Source organism: Haladaptatus pallidirubidus (genome assembly GCF_020700235.1).
In the GTDB taxonomy this organism is placed as follows: domain Archaea; phylum Halobacteriota; class Halobacteria; order Halobacteriales; family Haladaptataceae; genus Haladaptatus; species Haladaptatus pallidirubidus.
This window is the reverse complement of record NZ_CP085301.1, coordinates 2,950,757-2,973,938: the sequence shown is the minus strand read 5'-3', so window position 1 is coordinate 2,973,938 and position 23,182 is coordinate 2,950,757. Positions and strand designations below refer to the sequence as shown.

The window sequence follows — 23,182 nt, the reverse complement described above, 5'->3', positions numbered from 1 at the left end:
CAGGTTTTAGGCTTGCCTAAAACCATGTAAACCCTGCGGTTTTTAGGGAGGCCTAAATATCACGAGGTCGTACATTCCAATGGAGAGATCAGTAACCGTTAGCTAAAATGCGATGAAAGCCTCGAATCGTACGACCCTCGACAGAAAAGAAAGTCGTCCAGTTTTTTGTTCAGTGGACGTTCGGTCGGCGGTCATTCTCTTTCGCTACGCTGAGAGCAACTCGCGTTTTCCAGCGCGTTCACAAGAGGAACGGAGCTAGTTGAGAAAATTCTCTATTTCCGAATGTCCCCAGTAACGAACGGTTCCGCATCGGTGTTCGTACGCGATGAGACCAATATCTTCCAAGAGCGGGAGGTGGACGTGGTGGAGTCGGATGGATAGTAACTCACGGTCGCGTTCGGTTTCCGTCCCCGTCGCGTTCGCTTCCTGCTCCATGAGCGCGTCAACGAGTTCATCCAGCGTCGTGACATTGGAACCGTTCGCGAGAACCCGGCAGATAGCTCTCCGCCGTCGATTCTTCAGAACCCGTGCGATAGTTTCGGACGACAGTTTCGACTCGTACGCTTCCTCGGGGTGATTCCGCACAGTTTCGATGTTGTCGACTCGTTTCTCGGAATCGCTCATTACCTGATGGAACGAGTCTCGGGCCACGAATCCTCTGCCTCACTATTGAGGTATCTCCATCGAAGTCGAACGCGGGACGGGTCAGTCTCCCTCGTTGCGATTGCTGAATAGGAGCGTGAGCACCTTCTGATGTGCAGCCTGCAAGTGTTGATGAAACGTCGGCGAGGTAATGTCGAACGTTTCGGCGAGTTCCGCACCTGTGCTCGCCCGCGGGTAGTCGAAGTATCCCGCAAGATACGCGGACAGTAGTATCTCCAACTGCCGCGCGGTCAACATCTCCTCTAACTCGTGATTGAGGTCGGGTTCCGGATGGTGGGGATGTTCTCGATTTCGTTTCGCGAGGAGCGCGGCGCTCGGATACACGGCCTGAACCGCTTCGACGAACGGTCGAATTTCGGTGTTCGCTGGAACTTCTGCGATGAGCGTTCCTTCGCCCCGAGTAATCGTCCCGCTGCGGACGTACGCACCGCGTTCGATGAGCGCTTGCGCGGTGGTTTTTGTCCCCTGAATCTTTATTTCGAACGTGTTATCGCTTTCACCGCTCTGTATCTGCCGAACGCGCTCGATGCTGGGCGACGCGTTTGCTCGCTCGATAACGTCTTCCGGTGAGACTCCGGAACTCGTCACGTAGAATATGTAGGTCTCGTTCGGTGCTGGTACCACACCATCGAGCGTGAACGAACATTCAAGCTCCGCAGAGGTAGTAACGAAAAAAGAGTCCGTTCCGGTGAGTAAAAATTCGAGTTCGAGGATACGCTCGCTGTAGAGGAGCTGTTTGCTCTCGACGGCGTTTATCGCGTGACCGATCATCTCGCCCAGTTCGGCGAATACGGCTTGCTCACGCTCCCCGATGACCGTTGGTCGAGCCGCGTACACGACCAAAACCCCGTACATCGTTTCTCCGTGTCCGAACGGGATACAGGCGGCGGAACGGTAGTTTCGCGCGCGCGCCGCCATTTTTATCGATTCCGGAAACGCCGGGTCGGTCTGAACGTCTTCGACGACTTGAACCGTGCCGGTTCGTATCGCCGTCGCCGCGGCACCGGATTCCGTCTCGATGCCCTCGTTAGCGACGATTTCGAGGTACGTATCGTCGATTCCGGCCGCCGTTTGGACCGAGAGTCCTTGCTCCGCCGCGGACAAGGTACCGACGAGCGCTCCGTGGTAGACGTCCGACGCCGCGAATCGTTCGCACACCGTTCGCTCGATCTCCTCGCGGGTCGGGGAGGCAACTAAGGCCTGGTTGATGTCCCTGACGATGGCATTGATCCGGTTTAAAGTCGTCAACTCATCCCGCTGACGAGCAATCGCGCGTTCGCGCTCCGCTCGCGCCAAAGCGGCCTCCGTGTTTGCGGCCAACACTCGTACCAAGTCGAAGTCGATTTGGTCGAACTCACGAACCGATTCCGAGGACGTAATGAACACGCCGTGTTCGTCCAGCGGGACGATAATACTGCTTCGAATCGGCGTATCCCGGGCCGCCCCTTCCTCCGTCGCTTGCAAGTCGGGGATGACGGATGGCTCGCCCGCCTCGAAGGCGTCCCAGACGAACGGGTCTTCGGGCGTGAACGTCGGAACCGACCCCCCGAGTGCACCGGCAACCTCGTCGGTCGTTGCGACGGGTTCGAGCGATTCGCCATCCGCCGATTCGAAATGAATTCCGCTAATCGGGAAATCGAGAACCTCCGCCGCAGTCGTCACCGCGTGCGCGCAAATCGTTTGGGACGACGCAGTCTCGGACATTCGCTGTGTCGTCTCGTGTAACGCGTCGAGTGCATCTTCACGATGTTTCCTCTCGCTGATGTCACGAAAGATGCCTTGAACGACCTGTTGGCCGTTCAGATCGGTTACGTTCGAGTTTATTTCGACGGGAACTCGGTTTCCGTTCGCGGTGATTACCGTTAGATCCTGACTCTCTTCGAACGGACCGCCGCGTTTCTGATGCCCCCGAAACATCCGCTCGTACCGCTCGGTTTCCTCGGACGGGTGTAACTCCGTCTGATGCATTCCTTCGATCTCGTCTACCGGTCGTTCGAGCAACTCGGCCGCCGCTCGGTTAGTTTCCTGTATTACACCGGTTTCGGCATCGGCCACGAAAATGGCGTCCGGAGCGGTTTCGACGAGCGTCCGATACTTTTCGGTTGCCGCTTCGAGTTCGTCTTGTTGCTGCTGCTGTTCGGAAACGTCTCGGAGCATCACCGTGAATAACCGCTGTCCGCGATAGGCGTGTTCGCGAAGGGAAAAGGAGAGCGGAAGTTCATCACCGGTTCGGTGTCGTCCGATTCGCTCGATACTCGTGCATTCGACCGCCGATTCCGGGTCGTCCACGTACTGGTAAAAGTCGGAGACTTCGCGATATCGCTCCGGAAAAAGCGTCCGTATCGAATGCCCGAGAAGATCGTCTACGTCGTATCCGAAGAGGGACGCCGCCGCTTCGTTCGCAAAGACGATGGTCGCGTCCTCGTCTATCGTGATGACTCCGTCGAGCGAATCCTTGACGATGCTTTTGAAAAAGGCGGCTTCCTCGGCCGATTTCGCTTTTCTGAGCGAACAGGTGGTCGCATCGTCCGGAGGAGAAGATTCGGACATGGTTGTGAGATACAGGGGGAGGATCGAAAATAGACTTTCGTTAATTCGGGTTGACATGTATCGTTCATGAGGATCTTGGAGTACGTGGGGGTGCGTCGTCAGTTGGACGACGCACGCTCCAGTACGGTTTCGGCGAGCGTCGGGACGAACGTCCCAACGTCCGTGACCATGCCGATAGCCTGCGCGCTTCCCCTGTCGAGCAGTTGGGTGACCGTCGCGGGATTGATGTCCACGCAGACGACGCGGGTGGTCGATGGTAAGCAGTTGCCCACCGCGACCGAGTGGAGAAGCGTCGAAAGCATCAACACGAGGTCGGCCTCGTGAGCTTGTTCCCGAACGGCATTTTGGGCCTCTACCGCGTCTGTGATGGTGTCCGGCAGTGGGCCGTCGTCACGAATCGACCCCGCGAGGACGTACGGCACGTCGTTTTCCACGCACTCGTACATCACGCCGTCTTCGATGAGTCCGTCTTCGACCGCCGCCGCGATACCGCCCGCCCGGATTACCTCGCTGATGGTGTAGATGTGGTGTTTGTGTCCCTTTCGCGGATGTTCCAGCGTTTCGATGTCCATCCCCAGAGAGGTGCCGTACCGACCGCGCTCGATGTCGTGAACCGCGAATCCGTTGCCCGCGCTGAGCATGTCGATGTAGCCTTCCCGGACGAGTCGTGCGAGGTCGTCGCCGGCGCCCGAGTGGATGAGCGCCGGGCCGACAACGGCGAGTACCTTTCCACCATTCTCTTTCGTCTCCGCGATGGTTTCCCCTATTTCGCGGATGAGCGATTCGGAAGGACGTTCGCTCGACACGCCGCCCTGCATGAATCCGAACGGACCGCCCCCGCCGCGTGGTCGTTCCGGCGGAGCGACGCGAACGCCGGATTCGTCCGTCACGACGAGGTCTCCCTCCTCGATGGCGTTGAGTACCTTCGTCGCGGCCCGTCGTTCGTCGGGGTCGATGACGACCGCACAGTCCATCTCGATGTTCTCGACAGGAAGCCATTCGCCGTCGTACCGAACCTGCGTCGGGTGGTTCGTCGTGGAGTAAAAGCCGTGCGGGACGACTTGGTCTTCCGGAGCGGGTTTCAGCGCCACGTCCGAGGGGTTCGGAACGTGCGCGCCGTTCTGGTGCAGTTCGTGCAGGATGGAGCGAACCGTCTCCTCGTCGTCCGCCGAGACGGTCATTCTAGCGTATGATTCCTCGTCTTTGTGTTTACCGACCCGAAACTCTTCGACTTCGAACTCGCCGTCCAAGTCCATCACCACGCCGAAGCATCGCTGCATCATGCCCGAGTCGATGATGTGGCCCTCTAACTCGACCGTGCGGGAACGTACCATACGCGAGTGAATGCGGGACGTCAGTATCAGCGTTGTGTCGGTCGCCAACGCCCGGGAAGTATCGGGAGGCTAATCGATATTACGCGGTTCACTTCGGCCAAAAATCAGCGTTCCTGCTCAGGGTTCGAGCAGAACTTTCGTGACGCCCTCTTCGCGGTTATCGAATCGCTCGTACATCTCGGGAGCTTGGTCGAGCCCCACACGATGTGAGACGACGAAACTCGGATCCGCGCGACCTTCGATTATCAGGTCGCGCAGTTCACGGTTGTACTCCTTGACGTTGCACTGCCCGGTTCCGACCTTGAGTCCCTTTTCGAAGAATTTCCCGAAGTCGATGCCGAGGCGACCCTGTGCGGCCATCTCGTCCGGCGCGCCGGGGTCGGACGGCACGTACAGTCCGGGGACGCCCAACTGTCCAGTCGGGCGAACAGTCTGAATCAGTTGGTTGAGCACTACCGCCGGGTTCTCCCGCGCCGGGTCGTAGGCGTCGTCGCTCACGTCGGTGTCCGGGTCGATGGCTTGATAGCCGACCGCATCGACGCCCTTATCGACACCGCCGCCGTGGGCGTCTTTGATTTGTTCGACCGGGTCGCTCTCCTCGAAGTTGATCGCCTTCGCGTCACAGTGCTGTTCCGCGAGTTCCAACCTGCTCGGCACCCTATCGACCACGTAGATTTCCGACGCACCCTTAATTTTCGCGCTGTAGGCGGCCATCAGTCCGACCGGGCCCGCACCGAAGATGGCGACCGATTCGCCGGGTTGAAGGTTAGCCAGTTCCGTTCCGTGCCATCCCGTCGGGAAGATGTCCGCGAGTAAGATGAACGAATCCTCGTGTTCGTTCCCCTCCGGCAGTTTCAGCGCGTTGAAATCCGCGAAGGGAACTCGAAGTCGCTCCGCTTGGCCGCCCTTGTACGGTCCCATCGCAACGTATCCGTACGCGCCTCCGGCAAAACCGGGATTCACGTTGGTACAGAATCCCGTGTAGCCGTTTTCGCAGTTCTTACAGAAGCCACAGGCGACGTTGAACGGGAGGACGATTCTGTCTCCCTCCTCCAGCGTCTCCACTCCGTCGCCGACTTCCTGCACGATTCCCATGTTCTCGTGACCGAAGACGATTCCGGGGTCGGCATCGGTTCGGCCCTCGTACATGTGGAGGTCCGAGCCACAGATCGCCGAGGTCGTGATTTCGATGACCACGTCGTTCGGATGTTCGATTCCGGGTTCATCGACCGATTCCACTGCTACGTCGTGCGGTCCTTGGTAAACGACCGCGTCCATTGACATTCGTTCCCACCCCTGCAACTACACGGCTACAACAGTGACGACCATGATGTTTTTGTCTCAAAATAGTAGGTGTTCGTCAGTCGGCGCGGGTTGAACCAACGAGGCGGTTCGAGGCCGTGAGGAATATAGACCTGCAAAGCGTCCACCTGTCGTGGATAGAAGGTCATTCATCGAACGAGTGGGTGGAATCGCCTTCGCGGGAAGCGGCATCGTGAGCGCGCAACAGGGCAATGGACACTACAGAAATCCCCGGGTTACTGCACCTCTCATTCAACAGTGGGAAGTCGAAGCACGGGAAACGAATCGGACACCGTTCCGTCCGCAAGGTGTCGATTTGGGAGATGCCTTTACGACGACGCTGCTTTACAAAGATACTCGACTCACGGAGACGCTCGCCGAGCGTCTCCGCCGCGAGTTTAACGGCATCGTCGGCGCACTCATCGTGACCCGCGTCACGTTCGAATCACCGCTCTCGACGTTCGCACAACCCGCACTCGTCGCGGAGTTCGCCAAACAGGAGTTCGAACGAACGGCGCGACGCCACGGATTTTCCGAGTTGCACGAGCGGCATTCCGCGGAGCGAGAAACGACGCGAGAGCAAGCGACAGCCGAATACGATGGGTACTACAGTATCGGACGGTACACCGATACACCAACACCGGAGGCAGCCAGATTTCCGGGAATCCAGCGAGGTAATCGGGTGAAGACGGTTCTTTACTTCGACGTATCGCGTTCCGAACAGTCGCTTCTCATCGCGACGGGAATCCGTCCGACGGACGAGCTACTGCAAGCGGTGTTGAACCGGGACAGCGACGCGTATCGGCAAGAACTCCTTCAGCTGATGCACAGCGTTCGGTGACGGCTCTGTTTAGATTACAGAGCCGTCACCAAACAAGTGAGACGTGATAGCCAGACAATAGCTTTGTACTCGGAGGCCGTCTTTGCATGGGGGAAAGGAAATGGGGCAAACAGAAGATACCAAAGCTGTCGTTCGTAGATTCATCGACGAGTTCGTCAACGAAGGAGACGAATCGGTCGCCAACGAACTGCTCGCCCCGAATTACGTCCGTTACGACCCGGATGCTCCGGGTGGCGTACAGGAGGCGGACGAGTTCAAAGCGATGATAGACATGTTCGGAACGGCGTTTCCGGACGGCGACGTTCACATCGAGGAGATGATCTCGGAAGGCGATTTGGTCGTCTTTCGCGGGAAAGAGCGCGGCACGCACGAAGGGGAGTTCATGGGCCACGAACCGACGGGAGAAACGTTCGAAATCACCGGTCTCGCGATGCACCGCGTCGAGGACGGCCTTATCAAGGAGACGTGGGCGAACTGGGATATGCTGGGAATGCTCCAGCAACTCGGTATCGTACCACTACCGGACGAGCTGACGGAAATGGCGGAGTAGCTGGTTTAGCGGGATAAAAAAAGGAACTAGCTGACAAACCGCCGCACTGACCAGTACAGTCCCGAAAGTGCGTTTCGAACGGCGGAGGCGGGGGAGAAACCTACGTCGGGGTTAGTTGTGCGCACGAACTCGCTGTCGAGGATGTGCGGGGAAACGTAGTGTATCTCACCAGTTGCGACTCGTCGTCCGTCGGCGTCGGTAACACGAAGCAACGTTATTTCGTCCGTTGCTCCGACGACGCGGTAGACGCCGGGAGGGCGTGTATCGTCCGTCGGACGGTAATGTTCGAGAACTTCGGCCATGGGTCACTACTGTGATTTCTGTCGTGCGCACCGTGTCGGACTACGACTACCGGATGTGATAACATACCTAATGAAGGCGAGTGACTTGAACACTCGGGTCGAGCCTTCGAACTAATCGAACGGCGTTCGTTCACGTTTTCGACCATTTGGCCGCAAAGCACTGTTTGCTCCCTGTCGTCAGTCGGATGGAATGGGAGAGATACCACGGCGAGGGGTGCTTCGGGGAACCGCCGGACTCGCACTGGCGTTCGCAGGGCGCGACGCTTTTCAAGACGCCGACGGGAACGCCGGACCGAGTCGTCTCGCGGACGCCGTCGTCTCGTCGGCGTCGGCGCTCGAATCGACGTTCGCCGACCTGTCGGCGGGCGAAACGGTCGTCATCACGGGCGAGAACGACCCCTACCGGACGACGCGCTGGCTCGACATCGACGTGGACGGCGTCACCGTCATCGGCCCGGACGTTCCGGCGCTCATTAAACCCGAAAACGGGGCGAACGTCGGCGGGTTTCGAATCGGCCACAACGACCACTGCGAAAACGTCACGATTCGCGGCGTAGGGTTCGACGGCAATCCCGAAAATCAAAATCGGAGCGCGAAGCGGTGTCACGGAATCGTCGTGCAGGACGCAGAAAACGTCACTCTGTCCGGAAACTACCTGACGCGAACCCATCCGTACCACGAACACAACACCGGTGGAAGCGGCATCAGCGTGGAAGGCGAGGCCAAAAACGTCCGCATTCTCGGCAACCGAATTCACGATATCGGCGACAGGGGGATTCAGGTCGGCGGCGCGCAGGTCGTCGTCTCCGGCAACATCGTCACGGACGGCCTCGACCGGTCGATTTCCTGCGACGTATGGCGCGGTTACGACCATCAGCAGGCGCGAAACGTCGTCGTCGTGGGGAACGTGCTGGGAGACAACATTGAGGGGAGCCTGACGGGAATCGGTGGCAACGACCTGCAAGCGGGGGGGTACATCCTCGTCTCGAACAACGTCGGATTCGGCCACCACAAATCCTTCTGCCACATCGGATTCGACGGCAGGGCACGAAACGTCCGAATCGACGGCAACGTGAGCGTCAAGGAAGAATCGACCCGATCCGACGACTTCGCGGGAGTGTCTCTCAACATCGAGCAGGCGAGCAACGTTACGGTGGTTAACAACGACCTGTACGACTACGGCGGCCCGGGAGTGAACGTCGAGCGAGGGATTTCGGATTTCGTCGTCGCCGGAAACAACCTCTACGACGCCGGAAGCGACGGAATTCGAATCGCGGGCGCGAACGACGGCGTCGTCGCTCGAAACACGGTTTCCAACGCCGGACGGGCGGGAATACTCCTCGACGGTGCGGAGTTCGTCGCGGTCGAGCGCAACCACATCCGGGGAACCCGGCGGACAGGAATCGTCTCCCGCGGTCGGAAACGGACACACCACGAGATAACCGACAATCGCGTTCGGGAGTACGGGAAATCAGACGGCTACTTCCAAGGTATTTTGCTCCGAAGTAAACGGAACGTGGTTTTCGACAACCGAATCTACCAGAGCGGTGGCGGCCTCGCAATCGTCGAGGCGGACGGCGGCGGCGACAACTGCTACAGCCAAAATTGGGCGAACGGAAAGGACTCGTGGAAAATAGAAAGTCCGACCTCGTTCGTCAGGAATCACGTTCCGGCGTTCGGCGTGCATCGCGGCCTTGCGGCGGACGAATCCGGGAACGTCAGCGTTCAGTTCGACAAACCCTATGCCCGACGGCCGAAACTGACCTTCGGCCGAATCGCCGGCGGCGTCGAGTCGGTTTCGTACACGAAGACGAACGGCGCGTTCGACGGGGCAAGGCTCGCGGTCAGGGAGTCGGGAGAGGCAATCGACGTGTTCGTTGAAGCCGTGTGAAACGACCGTCAAACTGGTTGGGGAAAAATTCTTTCAACTAACCGACCGAGAAGCGGTCCGGGGGAAATGAAAATGAGACAGACACGACGGCGAGTGCTCCGACTCGTCGGCGCGAGCGGACTGACGGCTCTCGGTAGGGTTTCGAGCGCACAGGACACGACCACGACGAACGGTGGAAACGGCGGAGGCAGAGAGGCCGCCCGCGCGCGAATCGTCCACGCAGTTCCGGGCGCGCCGAACGTGGACGTGTTCGTTGACGGGAACCGAGCGCTACAAAATGTCGCCTACAAGGACGTGAGCGATTACCTCGAACTCGAACCCGGACAGCACACCCTTCAAGTCGCACCCGCGGGTGAGGGACAGGAAAATGCGATTATCGAACAGCAAGCAACCCTCGAACCGAACAGGGATTATACCATTGCCGCGGGTGGAACGCAAGACAGTCCTGAGGCGTTCCTATTCATGGACGTGAGCGAAATTCCGTCTGGCAACCGAGTTAGTATTCGAGGGGTTCACCTCTCACCGGACGCGCCTGCCGTCGATATTGCAACAAACGGTGACTTGCTCGTTGAGGGACTCGAATATGGCACTGCCAGCGAGTACGTTGACCTTCCTGCTGGGTCGTACACCATCGAAGTTCGCCCTGCGGGGGAAGACCAGGCAGTCGCGACGACCGACGTGACACTGAAAGGGGGCGTGGTCATCTCCGCGTTCGCCGTCGGGTTGTTGGAAACCGACAATCAAGCCCAGTCGCTCGACCTCGTGACCGCAGTGGATTCGGGCGACGAAGGAATGACGACGGAAACAGCGACCTCCGAAACGATGACGACGGGATAAACGGCGACCTAACAAATAGAACAGTTCCGGGGAGCTGAGCAAACTGGTGCTGACCGCACCGATAACACACCTGTTTTCGCTTCGGTTTAGTCCGTTCGAGCCGTGGAAGCCGGATGTCGCGGTGATGGCTAAATCAGCGACCAGTTCGTGCAACTACGAAAACTCGAGGGTGGAATGAACATGATTTAAGTTCCGGGTCGATGTTCGATGTGCCATGGAAAGCCATGGGGAGTGTCAAACAGAGTCGTTGAAAACCGGTGAGGATTCACGCCCATCGAATAGTGAGTCACGGTCACCGATTCACCGACACGGGTGCCGGTTGAGTTGGCAACTCGGTGACCGCATTCGGCGACTCGACACCGTCCCGCTCGCCTCGAAACTGGCCGATTCACGGTCGAACCGAACGCTTTCGGTGTACGATCCCGACGGCAACACGTATCTCGTCCGCCTCCGAACCGCCGTCGGTCGGGAGAAGTATCGCGAAGTGTCGAAGGCCGAGTTCGACCCGATTCTCGACGCGCTCTCCCAGGACGGGCGTTGGAACTTCGTCGCGCAAACGAAGGAGGAGCGCGGACGACAGACGACTGCAGGCGGACCATGACCGACTCCGAATCCGCAGATGACAGTTACCGATCCCGAGCGACGACGTACTTCTGATTGTAAAAACTCGATAGCGAGCAAAACGAATCGCTCACAACGAAATATAAACGAGCATCGAACCGGCGAAATATCTAACTCTACTGTGATAACGATTTTATTTGCCCTCCCCGATGATGCGAGTGATGTCTGTTCACAATCTACACGACTACGACGAAAAACGCGAAGCGTTCGAGTGGGACGAGATTTTCGGCGAAGCGGACTGGGACGCGCCGGAAAAACTGAACATCGCCCACGAAGTTTGTGACCGACACGCGACCGACCGAGGGAAGGTCGCGCTCTACTACGCCGGAAAGAACGGCGAGCGCGAAACGCTCACCTTCTGGGAACTCGCCGAGCGGTCGAACCGGTTTGCGAACGTCCTCTCCGACTGCATGGACTCTGGCGACCGCGTTTTCTCCTACATGCCGCGGATTCCGGAACACTACGTCGCACTCATCGGGACGCTCAAAGCTGGCGGCGTCTGGGGCGGCGTGAACGAACGGTTCGGCCCCGACGGAATCGCGTATCGGTTGGACGACTGCGACGCCAAAGTCGTTATCACCACGCCGCAAAACCGGACAACCGTCGAGGACGCGCTGGACGACGCGCCCTCGGTCGAACACGTCATCGTCGTGAGTGAGGACGTTGTCGAGGACGGCTCGACTACCAGTCGGACGAATTCCGGAGACGGCGGGGGTGTTCAGCGCGACGACATCAACTATCACTCCGCGATGAAGAACGCGAGTACTGAGTTCGAAACGGCCGAAACGAGCGGCGAGGACAACGCCCTGCTGTACTACACCAGCGGGACGACGGGATTGGCGAAAGGCGTCCTCCACAAACATCGCTGGGTCACTGGCGTCGCCGCGACCCAGCGATTCGCGGTGGATCTGCAACCCGGTGATTTGTACTGGTCCACGGGCGACCTCGGCTGGTTGACGGGACCCATCAACACGCTCGGGGCGTGGTTCTGGGGCACGAGCTTGTTCACCTACGAGGGTGAATTCGACCCGGAAGCGTGGGCCGACCTGCTCGACGAGTTCCCGATTTCGGTGCTGTTCAGCGTCCCAACAGCCTATCGGATGCTTCGCGAGAACGCGGGTGTGTTGGAAGATAAAAATCTCGACCTGCGACACGCGCTCTCCATCGGGGAACCGCTCTCCGCGGGCGTAGTGGAGTGGGGCGAAGACACCCTCGGCGTCACCATCCACGACACCTACGGCCAGACCGAAACGGGGAACATGATTATCAACAACTACCCGACGATGGAAATCCGTCCCGGGAGCATGGGAAAACCGCTGCCGGGCATCGAAGCCGCGGTGGTAGACCCCGAAACCGGCGAACCGCTTGAACCGGGCGAGACGGGCGAAATCGCCCAGCGAGGGAACTATCCTTGTTTCTTCGCGGAGTACTGGAACAAGCCCGAAAAGACTGAGGGCTGTTTCGTCAATAACTGGTATCTCTCCGGGGATTTGGGCCATCTGGACGAGGACGGCTACTTCTGGTTCGAAGGCCGCGCGGACGACGTTATCATCAGCGCAGGGTACCGAATCGGCCCGTTCGAGGTCGAAAGCTCGCTCGGCGAACACCCCGCCGTCGCAGAATCCGCCGTCGTGCCGAAGTCCCACCGTGAGCGCGGCAACATCGTGAAAGCCTACGTCGTCCTAAGCGAGGGCACCGACCCCAGTTCAGACCTCGCCGAGGATATCAAACGGCACGTCAAGGAGGAACTGTCCGCGCACGAATATCCCCGCGAAGTCGAGTTCACGGACGAACTGCCGAAGACGGTAACCGGGAAGATTCGCCGAACCGAACTGCGCGACCGAACCGACGAATAGCCGGGAATCCGATTCTTTGACGCATTCGAACGCGACCCGCGCCTGACGACAGCACTCACTACGAGGTGGCACTCATCACTTGCTGCTCGCTCTAAACGAACCCCGCCCCGCAACGGCGGGAAAACTACCGTACCCCTCTACTTCCGAAACGTCTCGTCGCGAACTTCGACGCCGACCTGTTTGCGCGCGGCGTCGAAGTCGCTCGTGGACGCAATCGTCCCGAGTGTCGACTCGTACCGATTCACGGAGAAGACGAAATCGCCGGGCGTGACATCCGAGCTCCCTGCGGGGGGACCGAAATCCGGCATCGGAAGCAGCGTCCCATCGCCGAGGTCGAGAAGGTCTACTTGGTCGAACGGGACGTCGTCGTGGAACAGGCGGTACTTCGCCCGCCGGAGGGTGTCATCAGCAGACCGCTCGTTCCACGGGGCAGATGCTGGCGACCACTCGCCGATTCGCTCCACCGTGATGCCGCGGGTCGGATATGCGAACGAATCCGGCGCGTCGTCCGTCCGCCAGTCGTTCGGGTTCGAGTCGAGCACCGCCTGCTTGAGGTCGGTGTTACTCATAGGAAGTTCGTTTCGTCAGTAGACGGAAATAACTATTTGCCGTCGAATTATGTATGTACTTTCGGAGCCTTCAGATGCAAGGTTCCCTTCGAATAGCTACCGTTTGCATCGCCGGTAGTTTGATAGCCGAATCGATTGTTGGTTAGTTCTCATTTCCGACCATGTCACCGAATCGACGTCCCATCTACATCGGCACCGACACCGACGACGCGGTCTGTGAGCGTCACGGCGCGATGAAACCGAAAACACCGGTCGTTACCTTCGATGGCCACGTTCACGCACTCAAGGAGCCGGTGTCGGTTCGCAACTGTCCCGACTGTTGTCTCGAACTCGCCCGCGAGAGCGGCGGTCCGACGGCGAGCGAGGAGGACGCCTTCGAGGCCTGTTGGCGGCAGTTGGTCGACGAGGGCTGGCGTAGTGGATTGGAACGACTGTTCACCGACCTCGGACGCGGCGCGGTCGATGACGGCACGATTTACCTCCACGAAACGGCCGAACCCACGGTAATACCGGCCTATCTGCGGGAAGCCGACGATTGGAACGTGCAGCTGCGGGAAAACCGATAAGTACGGCGCCGCTTCAATTTACCAATTCAATTTTCAAAACACGATGATACTGTCACACTTTTGCGGAAATTCCAACATTTACAAGCATATTGCGGTGCATACCAACTAAACGTGGGTGTGGAAGGGATGCGTCGTTCCGGCGATTGCAGACAAAGTATTCCATACTAATCGCGTCACACCATCGAACGCGCCACACAGTCCTCGGAGCCGATCCCCATGCCGAACTCGCTACGCTACCTTTCCACGGTTATCCAGCAAATCCCGATTCCCGACGTTCGGGTACTGCTATCGACGTTTCTGCTCGTCGTTTTCGTCTTCGTCACGTGGATTCTCTGGAAGGTCGCGCCGCGACTGAAACGCCGAATCAATCCCCGTCTCGTGGACGTTCTTTTGCTCACCACGAGCGGAGTCGTCGCGGTTCTCATCGGGCAGTACAGCCTCGCGCTCTGGACGGACGACGCCGCACCCGCTCCGGAAGTCGATGTGTTCTCCCAACTCACGTCGGTTGGCGTTCGTCTCGCGATTACCTTCGGCGTCCTCGCCGCGGCGTACGTCGGGGCGGGAATGCTCGTCCGTGTCATCGACCGGTTCGTTACGAGAAGTGGACAGATAACCGGTCACCAAGGGGAAGTCATCGCCCGAATCGGCGAGGTCTGCATCTATCTCCTCGCCGGACTGCTCTTGTTGGGCGTGTGGCGGGTCGACGTCCGCGCCTTCCTCATCGGGGCGGGATTCCTCGGCATCATCATCGGATTGGCGGCGAACGAAACGCTGAGCGCGCTGATTGCCGGATTCACGCTCATGTTTTCGCGCCCGTTCGAAATCGGCGACTGGATACGGATACCGATAGAGGGGAACGAGGACGACGAAGGCATCGTCACGGACATCACGCTGTTTACGACGCGAATCGAGACGTTTTCGGGAGAGTACGTCGTCATCCCGAACGACGTGGTGGGGTCGAACACCATCACGAACTACGGGCGAAAGGGGCGATTGAGAATCGAAGTCGAAGTCGGCATCGACTACTCGGCGGATCCTTATCGGGCGATTTCGGTCGCCGAGCGGACGATGACGGAGGTCTCCGACATCTTGGAGGTTCCACGACCCCGTGCAGTTTTGACGGGGTTCGGCGACTCCGCCGTCCGCCTCGAACTCCGCTTTTGGATAGACCGACCGAGCAGTCGTCGGAAGTGGCGCGCAATCACTGCGGTCGTCGCCGACGTGAAAATCGCCTACGACCGAGAGGGAATCGAGATTCCCTTCCCGCAGCGAGCGCTCTCCACGCGCGAGGAAACCGGATTTCGCGTCGTAGACGGGCAGGACAGAGAACGCGAACGACGAATCGAGTGAGAAGGGAACCGAGCACTCGGACTCCTCACCCGATTTTTTTCAAGCAGTTGCCGCAGTAGTCGGCGTACCTGGGATTTTCCGCGTCGCAGATTCGACACCGAAGCGACGTTCCGGCGCGGTTCGCGGTCGTTGGGTCACGACCGATTTTCGAGGAACCGGGGAGGCCGGAGCGGAGCAACGAATTCGGAACCGGGCCGAACTCCCCGTTCATCGTACGGTTGACAAGGTCGTCGTCACGGAGGGCCATCAGCCCTCGCCACAATCCGAGGAACAACAACGTCGGCGCAACGGTGAGCACTCCGGCGACGAGCACTCGGAAGATAGTCTCGGATTTCACGGTATGTCATACCAACCCAATCACCTTAACAATTGAACTGAGTGTCAGACAGGAGACGCGTCATCATCACTATTTCGTTGTTTATCCAAATTCGTCCGAAGTCGTGCCGCTACTCGTCCGGGTTCGTCACCGGATTCCGCGTTTCACAGTACGGACAGCGGTTTCGGAACCGCTCCAAATTCGTGCCGCAGTACCGACACACGTACCCACCCTCGGGTGGTTCGGTAGTCGTCTCGGACGACGACGCGTTCCGCGAAAACATGCCCGCCCGATACGCGAGAACGCCACCGATGACGAAGACGCCGACTCCGAGACCGACGAGAATCGCGCTATCGATCCCGGTTCCGCCGAGCAGCCCGCCCCGTTGGTCGCCGAAGAACAATCGCCGTCCGAGCGAAAGAATTATCAGGAGGATAAATATTCGGAAAATCCGCCCGCCGCCGGGCCTCATCCGTTGCATAGTTCCATCTCTCCGTTCATACATCATCTCAGGAACGAGTCGGTATAAGCGGTGCGCCAGCGGTCGGGGAAAGCTTACTCGTCGCCGAACAACACGGGTTCGCTGTCGGTGTCCTGTTCGTCAAGGATGAGGGGAACCGGCGGCCCCCAAAGATACCGATGTTGGCTGCCGCAGTGCGAACAGTCGTAGGTTGCGATACCCTCGCCGTCGTCCACGTTCGAGTCCCATTCGTCGGGGTCGGTCTCCTCGGTCGCCAGTAGCTCCATCGTCTCGGGACACCGAATCTTGATGTTGTGGTCGCCCTCCGTCTCCGAGATTTGCTTCTCTTTGCTTCGGCTGAACGGGTTGAGTCGATTGAGCATGGTTACCGTGAGTTCGCGTACACAGCAGTGCGAGTATGTGCTGGTCGAACACTAATCCGTCGGTGTAGGTCGAGACGTATCACACGAAAGCCGTTCCGAACTCACGGGATGTATTATCCGTGCTGCGGTTTGAAAATATTAGCGATTCGTCCGACGAACGAGTTCCGCGTGTCGACCTCCTCCACGATTTCGTACTCGCGCCGGAGCGTATCGTTGCTCGTCAATCGGAGAACCGACATCCCCTCCTCGACAACGGCCTCGGACACGTCGCTGCCGACGATTTCCCCGGACGTGGTGACGAGCGTCGCGCGCGCGTTCGCGTCGGCCGCCACCGATTGCAGTTCACGAACGTCCGCTTCGTCCGGCCGTTCGTGGACGGCGCCGATAACGCGGTCGTCCAGCAGGTCGTCGTGCGCGGAGACGTGAACCGGAACCTCCTCCCCCGCCCGATTCTCGACCGTCGTGTCGATTTCCGTTTCGAGCGTCCGCGCCTCCAGAATCTCGACCAGTAGTTGTCGCGCGGTCAACTGCTCTTCCACCCAGTGAGCGCCTTCCTCGCTGATGTAGTAGCGATAGAGGATTCGCTCGATGGTTTGCAACGGTTGGGAGACGAGGTGACATTCCCGACAGCGAAGTCGGTGTGCGGGCGTTTCGAACGCCTCTTCGCAATCCTCGCAGATGTGAACCGCCTCGGATTCGAGGTGGTTCAGCGATTCCATCGTCGTGTCACAATTCGGGCAGGTAACGCCATTCTCGCCGACGAACTGCTCGCGCAGTCCGTCGTAGCCACAGTCGGGATGCCGGTAGCGGTCGGTGCGAATCGTCTGCGGCGATTCGCACGCCGGACAGGCAGTAGTGTACTGCATCCCCTTCGCCTCACAGCGCGGACAGATGTACTGTTTTTCCTGAAACTCGCGGTAGAGCAAGTCACGCTCTGCGAGCGTTTCCAACACGTCGAACGTCTCCCCGTCGCGGTCGTCCAACTGCTGTGTCGCGTCAGGATAGGTTACTTCCCCCGTATCGACGTCCAGCGTCGGTCGAACTTCGTCCAGCGAACCCTCCCAGAGGGCGGTCAACAGCCGTACCGTTCCCGGCGAAGCCATGCTTTCACGTGACGGGAAGTGACTATTTAGTAATGATTCGGCTACTCGTCGAGGCGTTCGAACTGTCGCTCGTGTATTGGCGTCGTTCGCGCGAGGGGGTCTCTTGTGGGTTTTTGTCGGCGTTTCGTCGTGATTGGGGTTCGAACAGGCCGTGCTGTCGATTCACAGGTGGTGATTACGCGTGTCGCAGGGTGTTCCAATCGATGCCTGAATCGTCTCGTGGTTTCGTGATGCTGGTTCGAATCTTTTGCCGTGTGGTTATCGCATGAGGGGAATCGGAAATTACTAGCGACTCGTGAACAAAAGTCAGAACCACAAAATCGCAAAGAAACGAATCGGTGCCACGCGGAACCAGATTCGACCCTATTCTACAAACCCAATTATCCTCACCCAACCGATGTATTCGCTTCCGTAGTTTCTTGCCTCTGCTAATCGAAGTAACCATGTGCCACGAGCTGTCGTCGTCGGGGCGGGAATGACGGATTTCGGTCCCCACGACCAACCGATAGAGGAACTGTTCGCGGACGCCGCCTTCCTGTCGATAGACGACGCTGGCGTCTCGCTCGACGAAATCGACGCCTTCTATTTCGGCAACGCGCTGGGCGGCCAGGCCGAATCCGACACCCACCTCGCGCCGAAACTGGCGACCCACATCGGCCTGCAAGGAATCCCCTGTCAGCGATTCGAAGACGCCTGTGCAACCTCCTCGAACGCGTTCAAGCACGCGGTGCAGGCCGTCGAAGCGGGCGTTCACGACGTCGCCTTGGTCGGTGGCGCGGAACGCTGTACGCCCGAAACCGGACTCGGAACCGGCGAGATGACGAAAATCTTCGCGAGCGCGGCTCATCGACAGTACGAGCAACCCACGGGACTGACCTTCCCCGGCGTGTTCGCGCTACTCACCAAGCGCCACATGCACGAGTACGGCACGACCGAGGCGCAACTCGCCGAGGTCGCCGTGAAAAACCACCACCACGGGCAGTTCAACCCGAACGCGCATTTCGGCCGCGACACCTCCGTAGGGTCGGTTCTCGACAGTCCTATCGTCGCGGATCCGTTTCATCTGATGGACTGTTGTCCGTTCTCGGACGGCGCGTCCGCGGTGGTCGTCGTCTCGGCCGACTTCGCGGAGAACTTCTCGGGCGAGCCGGTCGATGTTACCGGCGTCGGCCACCGCACCGACGCGGTTCCACTGGCAGACAAAGCGTCACTCTCCGCGACACAGTCCGCCCGTGATGCCGCACGGGAAGCGTACGACCAGGCCGAAATCCGAGCAGAAGATGTCGATTTCGCCGAAGTCCACGACTGTTTCACGGGCGCGGAGATTCTGGCAATCGAAGCGCTCGGGCTGTTCGAAGACGGTGCAGGCGGACAGGCTACCGCGGACGGCCGAACCTACATCGGCGGAGAACTGCCCGTGAATCCGAGCGGGGGTCTCAAATCCAAGGGACACCCAATCGGCGCGACCGGAACCGCACAAATCGTGGAATTGACGGAGCAACTCCGCGGAACCGCCGACGAGCGCCAAGTGGAGGACGCGATGACGGGTATCGCGCACAACCTCGGCGGCGACGCCGGAACGACCGTCGTCACCGTCATGGAGGAACGAGCATGAGTTCGGACGACGGAGTCGGTGCGGAAATCAGCATGACCTACGCGGATTGGCGAGAACACCTCGAAGCGGGTAATCTCGTCGGCCTCGAGTGTTCCTCGTGCGGTCACGTCACCGCCACGCCGAAACGCGCGTGCGGCGAGTGTGGCGGTCGAGTGTTTGACCGTCGCGACCTTCCTCAAACGGGCGAGGTTCGCAGCGAAACCACGATTACGGTTCCCCCGGTGGGAGTCGAAGGCCCCTACCAGGTCGCAATCGTCGATTTGGGTGATGCGAACCTCCTCGGGCGTATGGAAGGGGGCGTCGAAATCGGCGACGGCGTGGAGTTCACCGGAACAATCGAAATCGAGGGGATGCCCGCCCCGGTGTTCGAACCGCTCGACTGAGCGGTTCACCCCCGGCGGTTTCCGCGCGCTAAAATATTCGTATTGTTGACAGATGGGTGACGAGTATCTGAACTATCCACAACAATTTTACGGCAGCGATCTGCGATTATACCAATGTCTGCCGAACAACTATCGACTGGAATTCGCGGTCTCGACACCGTTTTGAACGGTGGACTCACCGCAGAACGGTCGTACGTCCTTCGCGGCGACGCCGGTGCGGGAAAGACGCTCATCGGACTTCGATTTCTCGAAGCAGGCGTCGAACGAGACGAAACGTCCCTGTTCGTTCACTGCTCTCAAACACTGGACGAACTCCGAGAGAAAGCCGACTCGGTCGGTATCGATACCGAGGACATCTCGTTTCTGGACGCGCGTGCCGAAACGCAACCCGTCGACGAGCCGCGTGAAACGTTCGCTACGAACGTTTCAGACGCCGAACTCGTCGGCCGCATCGCCGAACGTATTTCTTCGCTTGACCCAGACCGCGTCGTCGTCGATCCGGTGACGAGGCTTCGTCACCGCTTTTCGAATTCCGAGCGGTATCGGGAGGAAGTCGTCGGTTTAGCGCGACACCTCAAAGAGCGCGGCGCGACGGTCGTGTTCGCGTGTCGTACCGACCGATACGATGAGGAACTGTCGTTCGTCGACGACGGGCGACTCGAACTTCGTCGAAACGAGCGCGCTCGAACCCTCACCGTTCCGAAAGCACCGAAAAACGCCCGAGAAGGGTCACACGGGATGCGTATCTCCGACGATGGCATCGCAGTCTTCCCCGCACTCGACCCCGAAGTGCACGAACGGGACTTCCAGCCCGAAAGTCTCTCTTCGGGCATTCCGCAAGTGGACCAGCTGCTCAACGGAGGTATCGAGCGCGGAACTACGACCGTAATCAGCGGGGCAACCGGCGTCGGGAAAACGACGTTCGGAACGCAGTTCATGAAAGAGGCCGCGGGTCGGGGCGAACGCTCGGTCATCTACATGTTCGAAGAATCGATCGAAACGTTCCGCGAACGCAGCGAGTCCATCAACGTTCCGGTGAAACAAATGGTCGAATCCGATTCGCTCCAACTAGTGGAGATAGAACCCGTCAAGCGATCTTCGGTCGAATTTGCGAACATGGTTCGGCGCGAAGTCGAAGCCCACGAAACGGATATCGTGATGATAGATGGTATCGAGGGGTACAACGTCTCGATCCGCGACGACCGACTGAACCTCGTTGAGACGATGCAAGCACTCTGTCGATATCTCAAAAACATGGGCGTGACTGTTATTCTCATCACCGAACACGATTCGATGACTGGACAAGTCAAGGCGACCGGTGAGGGAATCAGTTATCTCGCGGACAACATCATCATCCTCCAACACCTCGAACTAGAAGGCGAACTGCGCAAGGCAATCGGCGTCCTCAAAAAACGAACCAGCGACTACGAACGCTTCCTTCGGAAGTTTAGCATTACGGAAAACGGAATCAAGGTCGGAAAGCCGATGAATAACCTCCGAGGAATGCTCACGGGAATGCCCCAAATCGGCGGTGAGTCCGAATAAATCACATAGGGAGTAGACGCGCTGAGCGCCGAAAAATATACAGAAAAAGGAAAGAGCTGCGAACTGCAACCGGCATTGTTATATGTTACCAGTGTCAGCTCTCATCCAACCGGAGCATGGGAATGATACTCACACTGTCACCGTTTTGGGAAACCGTTCGTTGGCTCGGGGCAACAGTACCGTTTTTTTCGGTACTTCCAACCGCCATCGGAATTCTCGTCGTCATCAGGATGTTCATGGCCGACTTTTCGGTCAGACGGCCAGTTCCGACGCCTCACGACACCGAATACCGGTTCGACCCGGACGATTTCGAATAATGCGTGCTTGCACTGTCGGGCACAACCGGTTTTACACTCCCATCCAAATCCGAATCTGAAACGACCGGACGAACATCCCGGCGGAACCAACGGCAACTGACGCTATGACAAACTCAGCACTCGACGAACGAACCGGCGACGACAAGCGGGAAGTCGTCTTCGCAATCGACGAAACGCCTGACGAGCGATGTCCCGACCGGGCTATTATCGCGGACATTACACAGGACGACGTGTGGCTTGCGGTAGACTTGCCGGATGCCCTGATGCTGGAAGAGTGGCGATAGCCGGGATACAAACGGTCGGCAGCGATTTTCTCGGGTGATCGGATTCACATGCGCTTCCGAGTTCTCTGACGCCAGTCACGGAGATATCGTATTCACGACTTACAGGTCGCACCACAACGGTTAGGACGGATAGCGTGTTACCATTGACCATGGGTGGGGAACGAACAGCGACGCTAAACCGCGCGCGATTGCTCTTTTTAGTAACCGCAGTGTTAATCGGACTCGGTTTCGTCGCCATGAAGGTCGGACTATCGTACATTCCGCCGCTGCTGTTTGCGGCGTTTAGAATCGATATCGCGGCGATGTTACTGCTGGCCTACGTGATCCTGCGGACGGGCGACTGGCGGCCCCGTACTCGACAAGACGTAATCGCGATATTGGCGGGCGGCGTGTTCTTCACCTTCGGCAGCCTGGCGTTCCTCTTCATCGGATTACAGGGAACGACCAGCGGCGTGGCGGCGATAATTTACAGTTTAGACCCGGTGTTGACGATTGCGCTCGCGTCGTTCCTCCTCGCGGACGAACGACTCTCCCTGCTCGGTCTGCTCGGCGTTCTCGTCGCGCTGGTCGGCGTCGGCATCGTCGTCCAACCGAATCCCAGTCACTTCGTCTCCGGAAATTTGCTGGGGGAGGAGTACGTCCTCCTCGGCGTCGTGACCCTCGCCATCGGGGGGGTTCTCATTCGCTGGTCGAACCACGAACTCGGAGAGCTAGCGGTGACCGCGTGGTCGATGGTCGTCGCCGCCCCTGCGATGCACGTCGTGAGCGTCGGTGTCGGCGAATCCATCGCGTCAGTCGAACCGACGCTGACCGCTCTCATCATCCTCCTGTACGTCGGTGTGTTCATGACCGCGGTCGGATATAGTACGTACTTCATGCTCATTGAGGACGTCGGCGCTGTTCGAGCCAGTTTCGTTCAGTATCTCATCCCTGTCGTCGCATCGGTTACCGGGTGGCTCGTACTGAGCGAGCGACTGCCGCCCGAGGCGCTTTTCGGCTATTTGGTTATTTTCGTCGGCTTCCTCCTGTTGAATTTCGAGGCCGTAAAAACAGCTATCGGACGCGTCCGGCGAACTCCCGAATCAGCGGAAACGCAATGACGAACACGGAGACTGCGTTTAGGTTCGGAATCGACTCACCGCTATATCAACGTCTGTGTGACCTAATTTGTCACAGGAAACGGGACAACCCTTACAAAGTCGCACATATCACGAAAGAGAACTGTACAACAGGAAAAAGACAAATATGTTAGCTTGAAATAACTTTAACACCCTCCTGTGAGTGGCGGGAAACGATGTCTGGAATCAGAAAATCTCCTGAGATTCCCCAATCGATCCCCAAACTAGAAGCCGAACTCATCCGCGATGCGTACGAGACGGCACAGTGCGGTCGTCGTTCGGGCAACGGCCGCGACGAGGGTGAAACGGCGATTGACCTATCGAAAACGGAGCGCCGGGATTTCCGCCGACGAATGCTCGATATTGGCGTCTCGGAGGACACGCTTTCCGAACTCGGTTTCGGCGCAGAATAGATACTCCTCTCAC

At 58.7% G+C, this 23,182-nt stretch carries 25 protein-coding genes; 15 read left to right on the top strand and 10 right to left on the bottom strand.

What is annotated here, in order from left to right; translation table 11 throughout:
* Window positions 1-255: 255 nt before the first annotated feature.
* The 4 genes from LIX15_RS16095 to LIX15_RS16080 all read right to left on the bottom strand — a co-directional run bounded on the left by LIX15_RS16095 (window position 256) and on the right by LIX15_RS16080 (window position 5,825).
* Window positions 256-624, bottom strand: coding sequence for a DUF7344 domain-containing protein (locus tag LIX15_RS16095; protein WP_227774171.1), 369 nt, complete (start codon window positions 622-624; stop codon window positions 256-258).
* Between the two features lie 81 nt (window positions 625-705).
* Window positions 706-3,213, bottom strand: coding sequence for a PAS domain S-box protein (locus LIX15_RS16090; protein WP_227774170.1), 2,508 nt, complete (start codon window positions 3,211-3,213; stop codon window positions 706-708).
* A gap of 98 nt (window positions 3,214-3,311) precedes the next feature.
* Window positions 3,312-4,547 carry an ornithine cyclodeaminase, nickel-pincer nucleotide-dependent gene (locus LIX15_RS16085; protein WP_227774169.1) on the bottom strand — a complete coding sequence of 412 codons (1,236 nt, stop codon included), beginning with the start codon at window positions 4,545-4,547 and terminating at the stop codon, window positions 3,312-3,314.
* Between the two features lie 117 nt (window positions 4,548-4,664).
* The gene (locus LIX15_RS16080) at window positions 4,665-5,825 is read right to left on the bottom strand and encodes a glutathione-independent formaldehyde dehydrogenase (protein ID WP_227776909.1); all 1,161 of its coding nucleotides are present in this window, start codon (window positions 5,823-5,825) and stop codon (window positions 4,665-4,667) included.
* 157 nt (window positions 5,826-5,982) lie between these two features.
* Between LIX15_RS16080 and LIX15_RS16075 the strand changes: the two genes are divergently transcribed.
* Window positions 5,983-6,690, top strand: a complete 708-nt coding sequence (locus LIX15_RS16075) for a hypothetical protein (protein ID WP_227774168.1) — start codon at window positions 5,983-5,985, stop codon at window positions 6,688-6,690.
* Window positions 6,691-6,790: 100 nt separating this feature from the next.
* Complete coding sequence (locus tag LIX15_RS16070) at window positions 6,791-7,240, top strand: ester cyclase (protein WP_227774167.1); 450 nt, start codon at window positions 6,791-6,793, stop codon at window positions 7,238-7,240.
* Between the two features lie 26 nt (window positions 7,241-7,266).
* Here LIX15_RS16070 and LIX15_RS16065 read toward each other — a convergent pair whose 3' ends face one another.
* Entirely contained in the window at window positions 7,267-7,542 is a 276-nt protein-coding gene (locus tag LIX15_RS16065) for a hypothetical protein (RefSeq protein WP_227774166.1), read from the bottom strand.
* Window positions 7,543-7,732: 190 nt separating this feature from the next.
* On the opposite strand from LIX15_RS16065, the gene LIX15_RS16060 reads away from it, so the two are divergent.
* From LIX15_RS16060 to LIX15_RS16045, 4 genes are all read left to right on the top strand, one after another.
* Window positions 7,733-9,433 (top strand): right-handed parallel beta-helix repeat-containing protein, encoded by a 1,701-nt coding sequence (locus LIX15_RS16060; RefSeq protein ID WP_227774165.1) that lies wholly within the window; start codon window positions 7,733-7,735, stop codon window positions 9,431-9,433.
* Window positions 9,434-9,505: 72 nt separating this feature from the next.
* On the top strand, window positions 9,506-10,270 hold the full coding sequence (locus LIX15_RS16055) for a DUF4397 domain-containing protein (RefSeq protein ID WP_227774164.1): 765 nt from the start codon (window positions 9,506-9,508) through the stop codon (window positions 10,268-10,270).
* A 319-nt stretch (window positions 10,271-10,589) separates the two neighbouring features.
* Complete coding sequence (locus tag LIX15_RS16050; RefSeq protein ID WP_227774163.1) at window positions 10,590-10,871, top strand: hypothetical protein; 282 nt, start codon at window positions 10,590-10,592, stop codon at window positions 10,869-10,871.
* 181 nt (window positions 10,872-11,052) lie between these two features.
* On the top strand, window positions 11,053-12,747 hold the full coding sequence (locus LIX15_RS16045; protein ID WP_227774162.1) for an acetate--CoA ligase: 1,695 nt from the start codon (window positions 11,053-11,055) through the stop codon (window positions 12,745-12,747).
* A 137-nt stretch (window positions 12,748-12,884) separates the two neighbouring features.
* On the opposite strand, the gene LIX15_RS16040 is transcribed toward LIX15_RS16045, so the two are convergent.
* Complete coding sequence (locus LIX15_RS16040) at window positions 12,885-13,316, bottom strand: hypothetical protein (RefSeq protein WP_227774161.1); 432 nt, start codon at window positions 13,314-13,316, stop codon at window positions 12,885-12,887.
* A gap of 161 nt (window positions 13,317-13,477) precedes the next feature.
* Between LIX15_RS16040 and LIX15_RS16035 the strand changes: the two genes are divergently transcribed.
* Window positions 13,478-13,882, top strand: coding sequence for a hypothetical protein (locus LIX15_RS16035; protein ID WP_227774160.1), 405 nt, complete (start codon window positions 13,478-13,480; stop codon window positions 13,880-13,882).
* Between the two features lie 216 nt (window positions 13,883-14,098).
* On the top strand, window positions 14,099-15,232 hold the full coding sequence (locus tag LIX15_RS16030; protein WP_227774159.1) for a mechanosensitive ion channel family protein: 1,134 nt from the start codon (window positions 14,099-14,101) through the stop codon (window positions 15,230-15,232).
* Between the two features lie 25 nt (window positions 15,233-15,257).
* Here LIX15_RS16030 and LIX15_RS16025 read toward each other — a convergent pair whose 3' ends face one another.
* The 4 genes from LIX15_RS16025 to LIX15_RS16010 all read right to left on the bottom strand — a co-directional run bounded on the left by LIX15_RS16025 (window position 15,258) and on the right by LIX15_RS16010 (window position 17,494).
* Complete coding sequence (locus LIX15_RS16025) at window positions 15,258-15,569, bottom strand: hypothetical protein (protein WP_227774158.1); 312 nt, start codon at window positions 15,567-15,569, stop codon at window positions 15,258-15,260.
* 109 nt (window positions 15,570-15,678) lie between these two features.
* Complete coding sequence (locus LIX15_RS16020; RefSeq protein WP_227774157.1) at window positions 15,679-16,029, bottom strand: hypothetical protein; 351 nt, start codon at window positions 16,027-16,029, stop codon at window positions 15,679-15,681.
* Between the two features lie 74 nt (window positions 16,030-16,103).
* Window positions 16,104-16,391 (bottom strand): hypothetical protein, encoded by a 288-nt coding sequence (locus LIX15_RS16015; protein ID WP_227774156.1) that lies wholly within the window; start codon window positions 16,389-16,391, stop codon window positions 16,104-16,106.
* Window positions 16,392-16,504: 113 nt separating this feature from the next.
* On the bottom strand, window positions 16,505-17,494 hold the full coding sequence (locus LIX15_RS16010) for a TackOD1 domain-containing metal-binding protein (protein ID WP_227774155.1): 990 nt from the start codon (window positions 17,492-17,494) through the stop codon (window positions 16,505-16,507).
* A 445-nt stretch (window positions 17,495-17,939) separates the two neighbouring features.
* Here LIX15_RS16010 and LIX15_RS16005 point away from each other — a divergent pair, with 445 nt between their 5' ends.
* From LIX15_RS16005 to LIX15_RS15975, 7 genes are all read left to right on the top strand, one after another.
* On the top strand, window positions 17,940-19,109 hold the full coding sequence (locus LIX15_RS16005; protein WP_227774154.1) for a thiolase domain-containing protein: 1,170 nt from the start codon (window positions 17,940-17,942) through the stop codon (window positions 19,107-19,109).
* Entirely contained in the window at window positions 19,106-19,492 is a 387-nt protein-coding gene (locus tag LIX15_RS16000) for a Zn-ribbon domain-containing OB-fold protein (RefSeq protein ID WP_227774153.1), read from the top strand. Before LIX15_RS16005 ends, LIX15_RS16000 begins: the two co-directional genes overlap by 4 nt.
* A gap of 114 nt (window positions 19,493-19,606) precedes the next feature.
* On the top strand, window positions 19,607-21,037 hold the full coding sequence (locus tag LIX15_RS15995) for an ATPase domain-containing protein (RefSeq protein WP_227774152.1): 1,431 nt from the start codon (window positions 19,607-19,609) through the stop codon (window positions 21,035-21,037).
* Between the two features lie 122 nt (window positions 21,038-21,159).
* Entirely contained in the window at window positions 21,160-21,354 is a 195-nt protein-coding gene (locus tag LIX15_RS15990) for a hypothetical protein (protein WP_227774151.1), read from the top strand.
* Between the two features lie 104 nt (window positions 21,355-21,458).
* Window positions 21,459-21,638, top strand: a complete 180-nt coding sequence (locus LIX15_RS15985) for a DUF7556 family protein (protein WP_227774150.1) — start codon at window positions 21,459-21,461, stop codon at window positions 21,636-21,638.
* Between the two features lie 149 nt (window positions 21,639-21,787).
* Entirely contained in the window at window positions 21,788-22,738 is a 951-nt protein-coding gene (locus tag LIX15_RS15980; RefSeq protein ID WP_227774149.1) for a DMT family transporter, read from the top strand.
* A gap of 194 nt (window positions 22,739-22,932) precedes the next feature.
* Window positions 22,933-23,169 carry a hypothetical protein gene (locus LIX15_RS15975; RefSeq protein WP_227774148.1) on the top strand — a complete coding sequence of 79 codons (237 nt, stop codon included), beginning with the start codon at window positions 22,933-22,935 and terminating at the stop codon, window positions 23,167-23,169.
* Window positions 23,170-23,182: the final 13 nt, after the last annotated feature.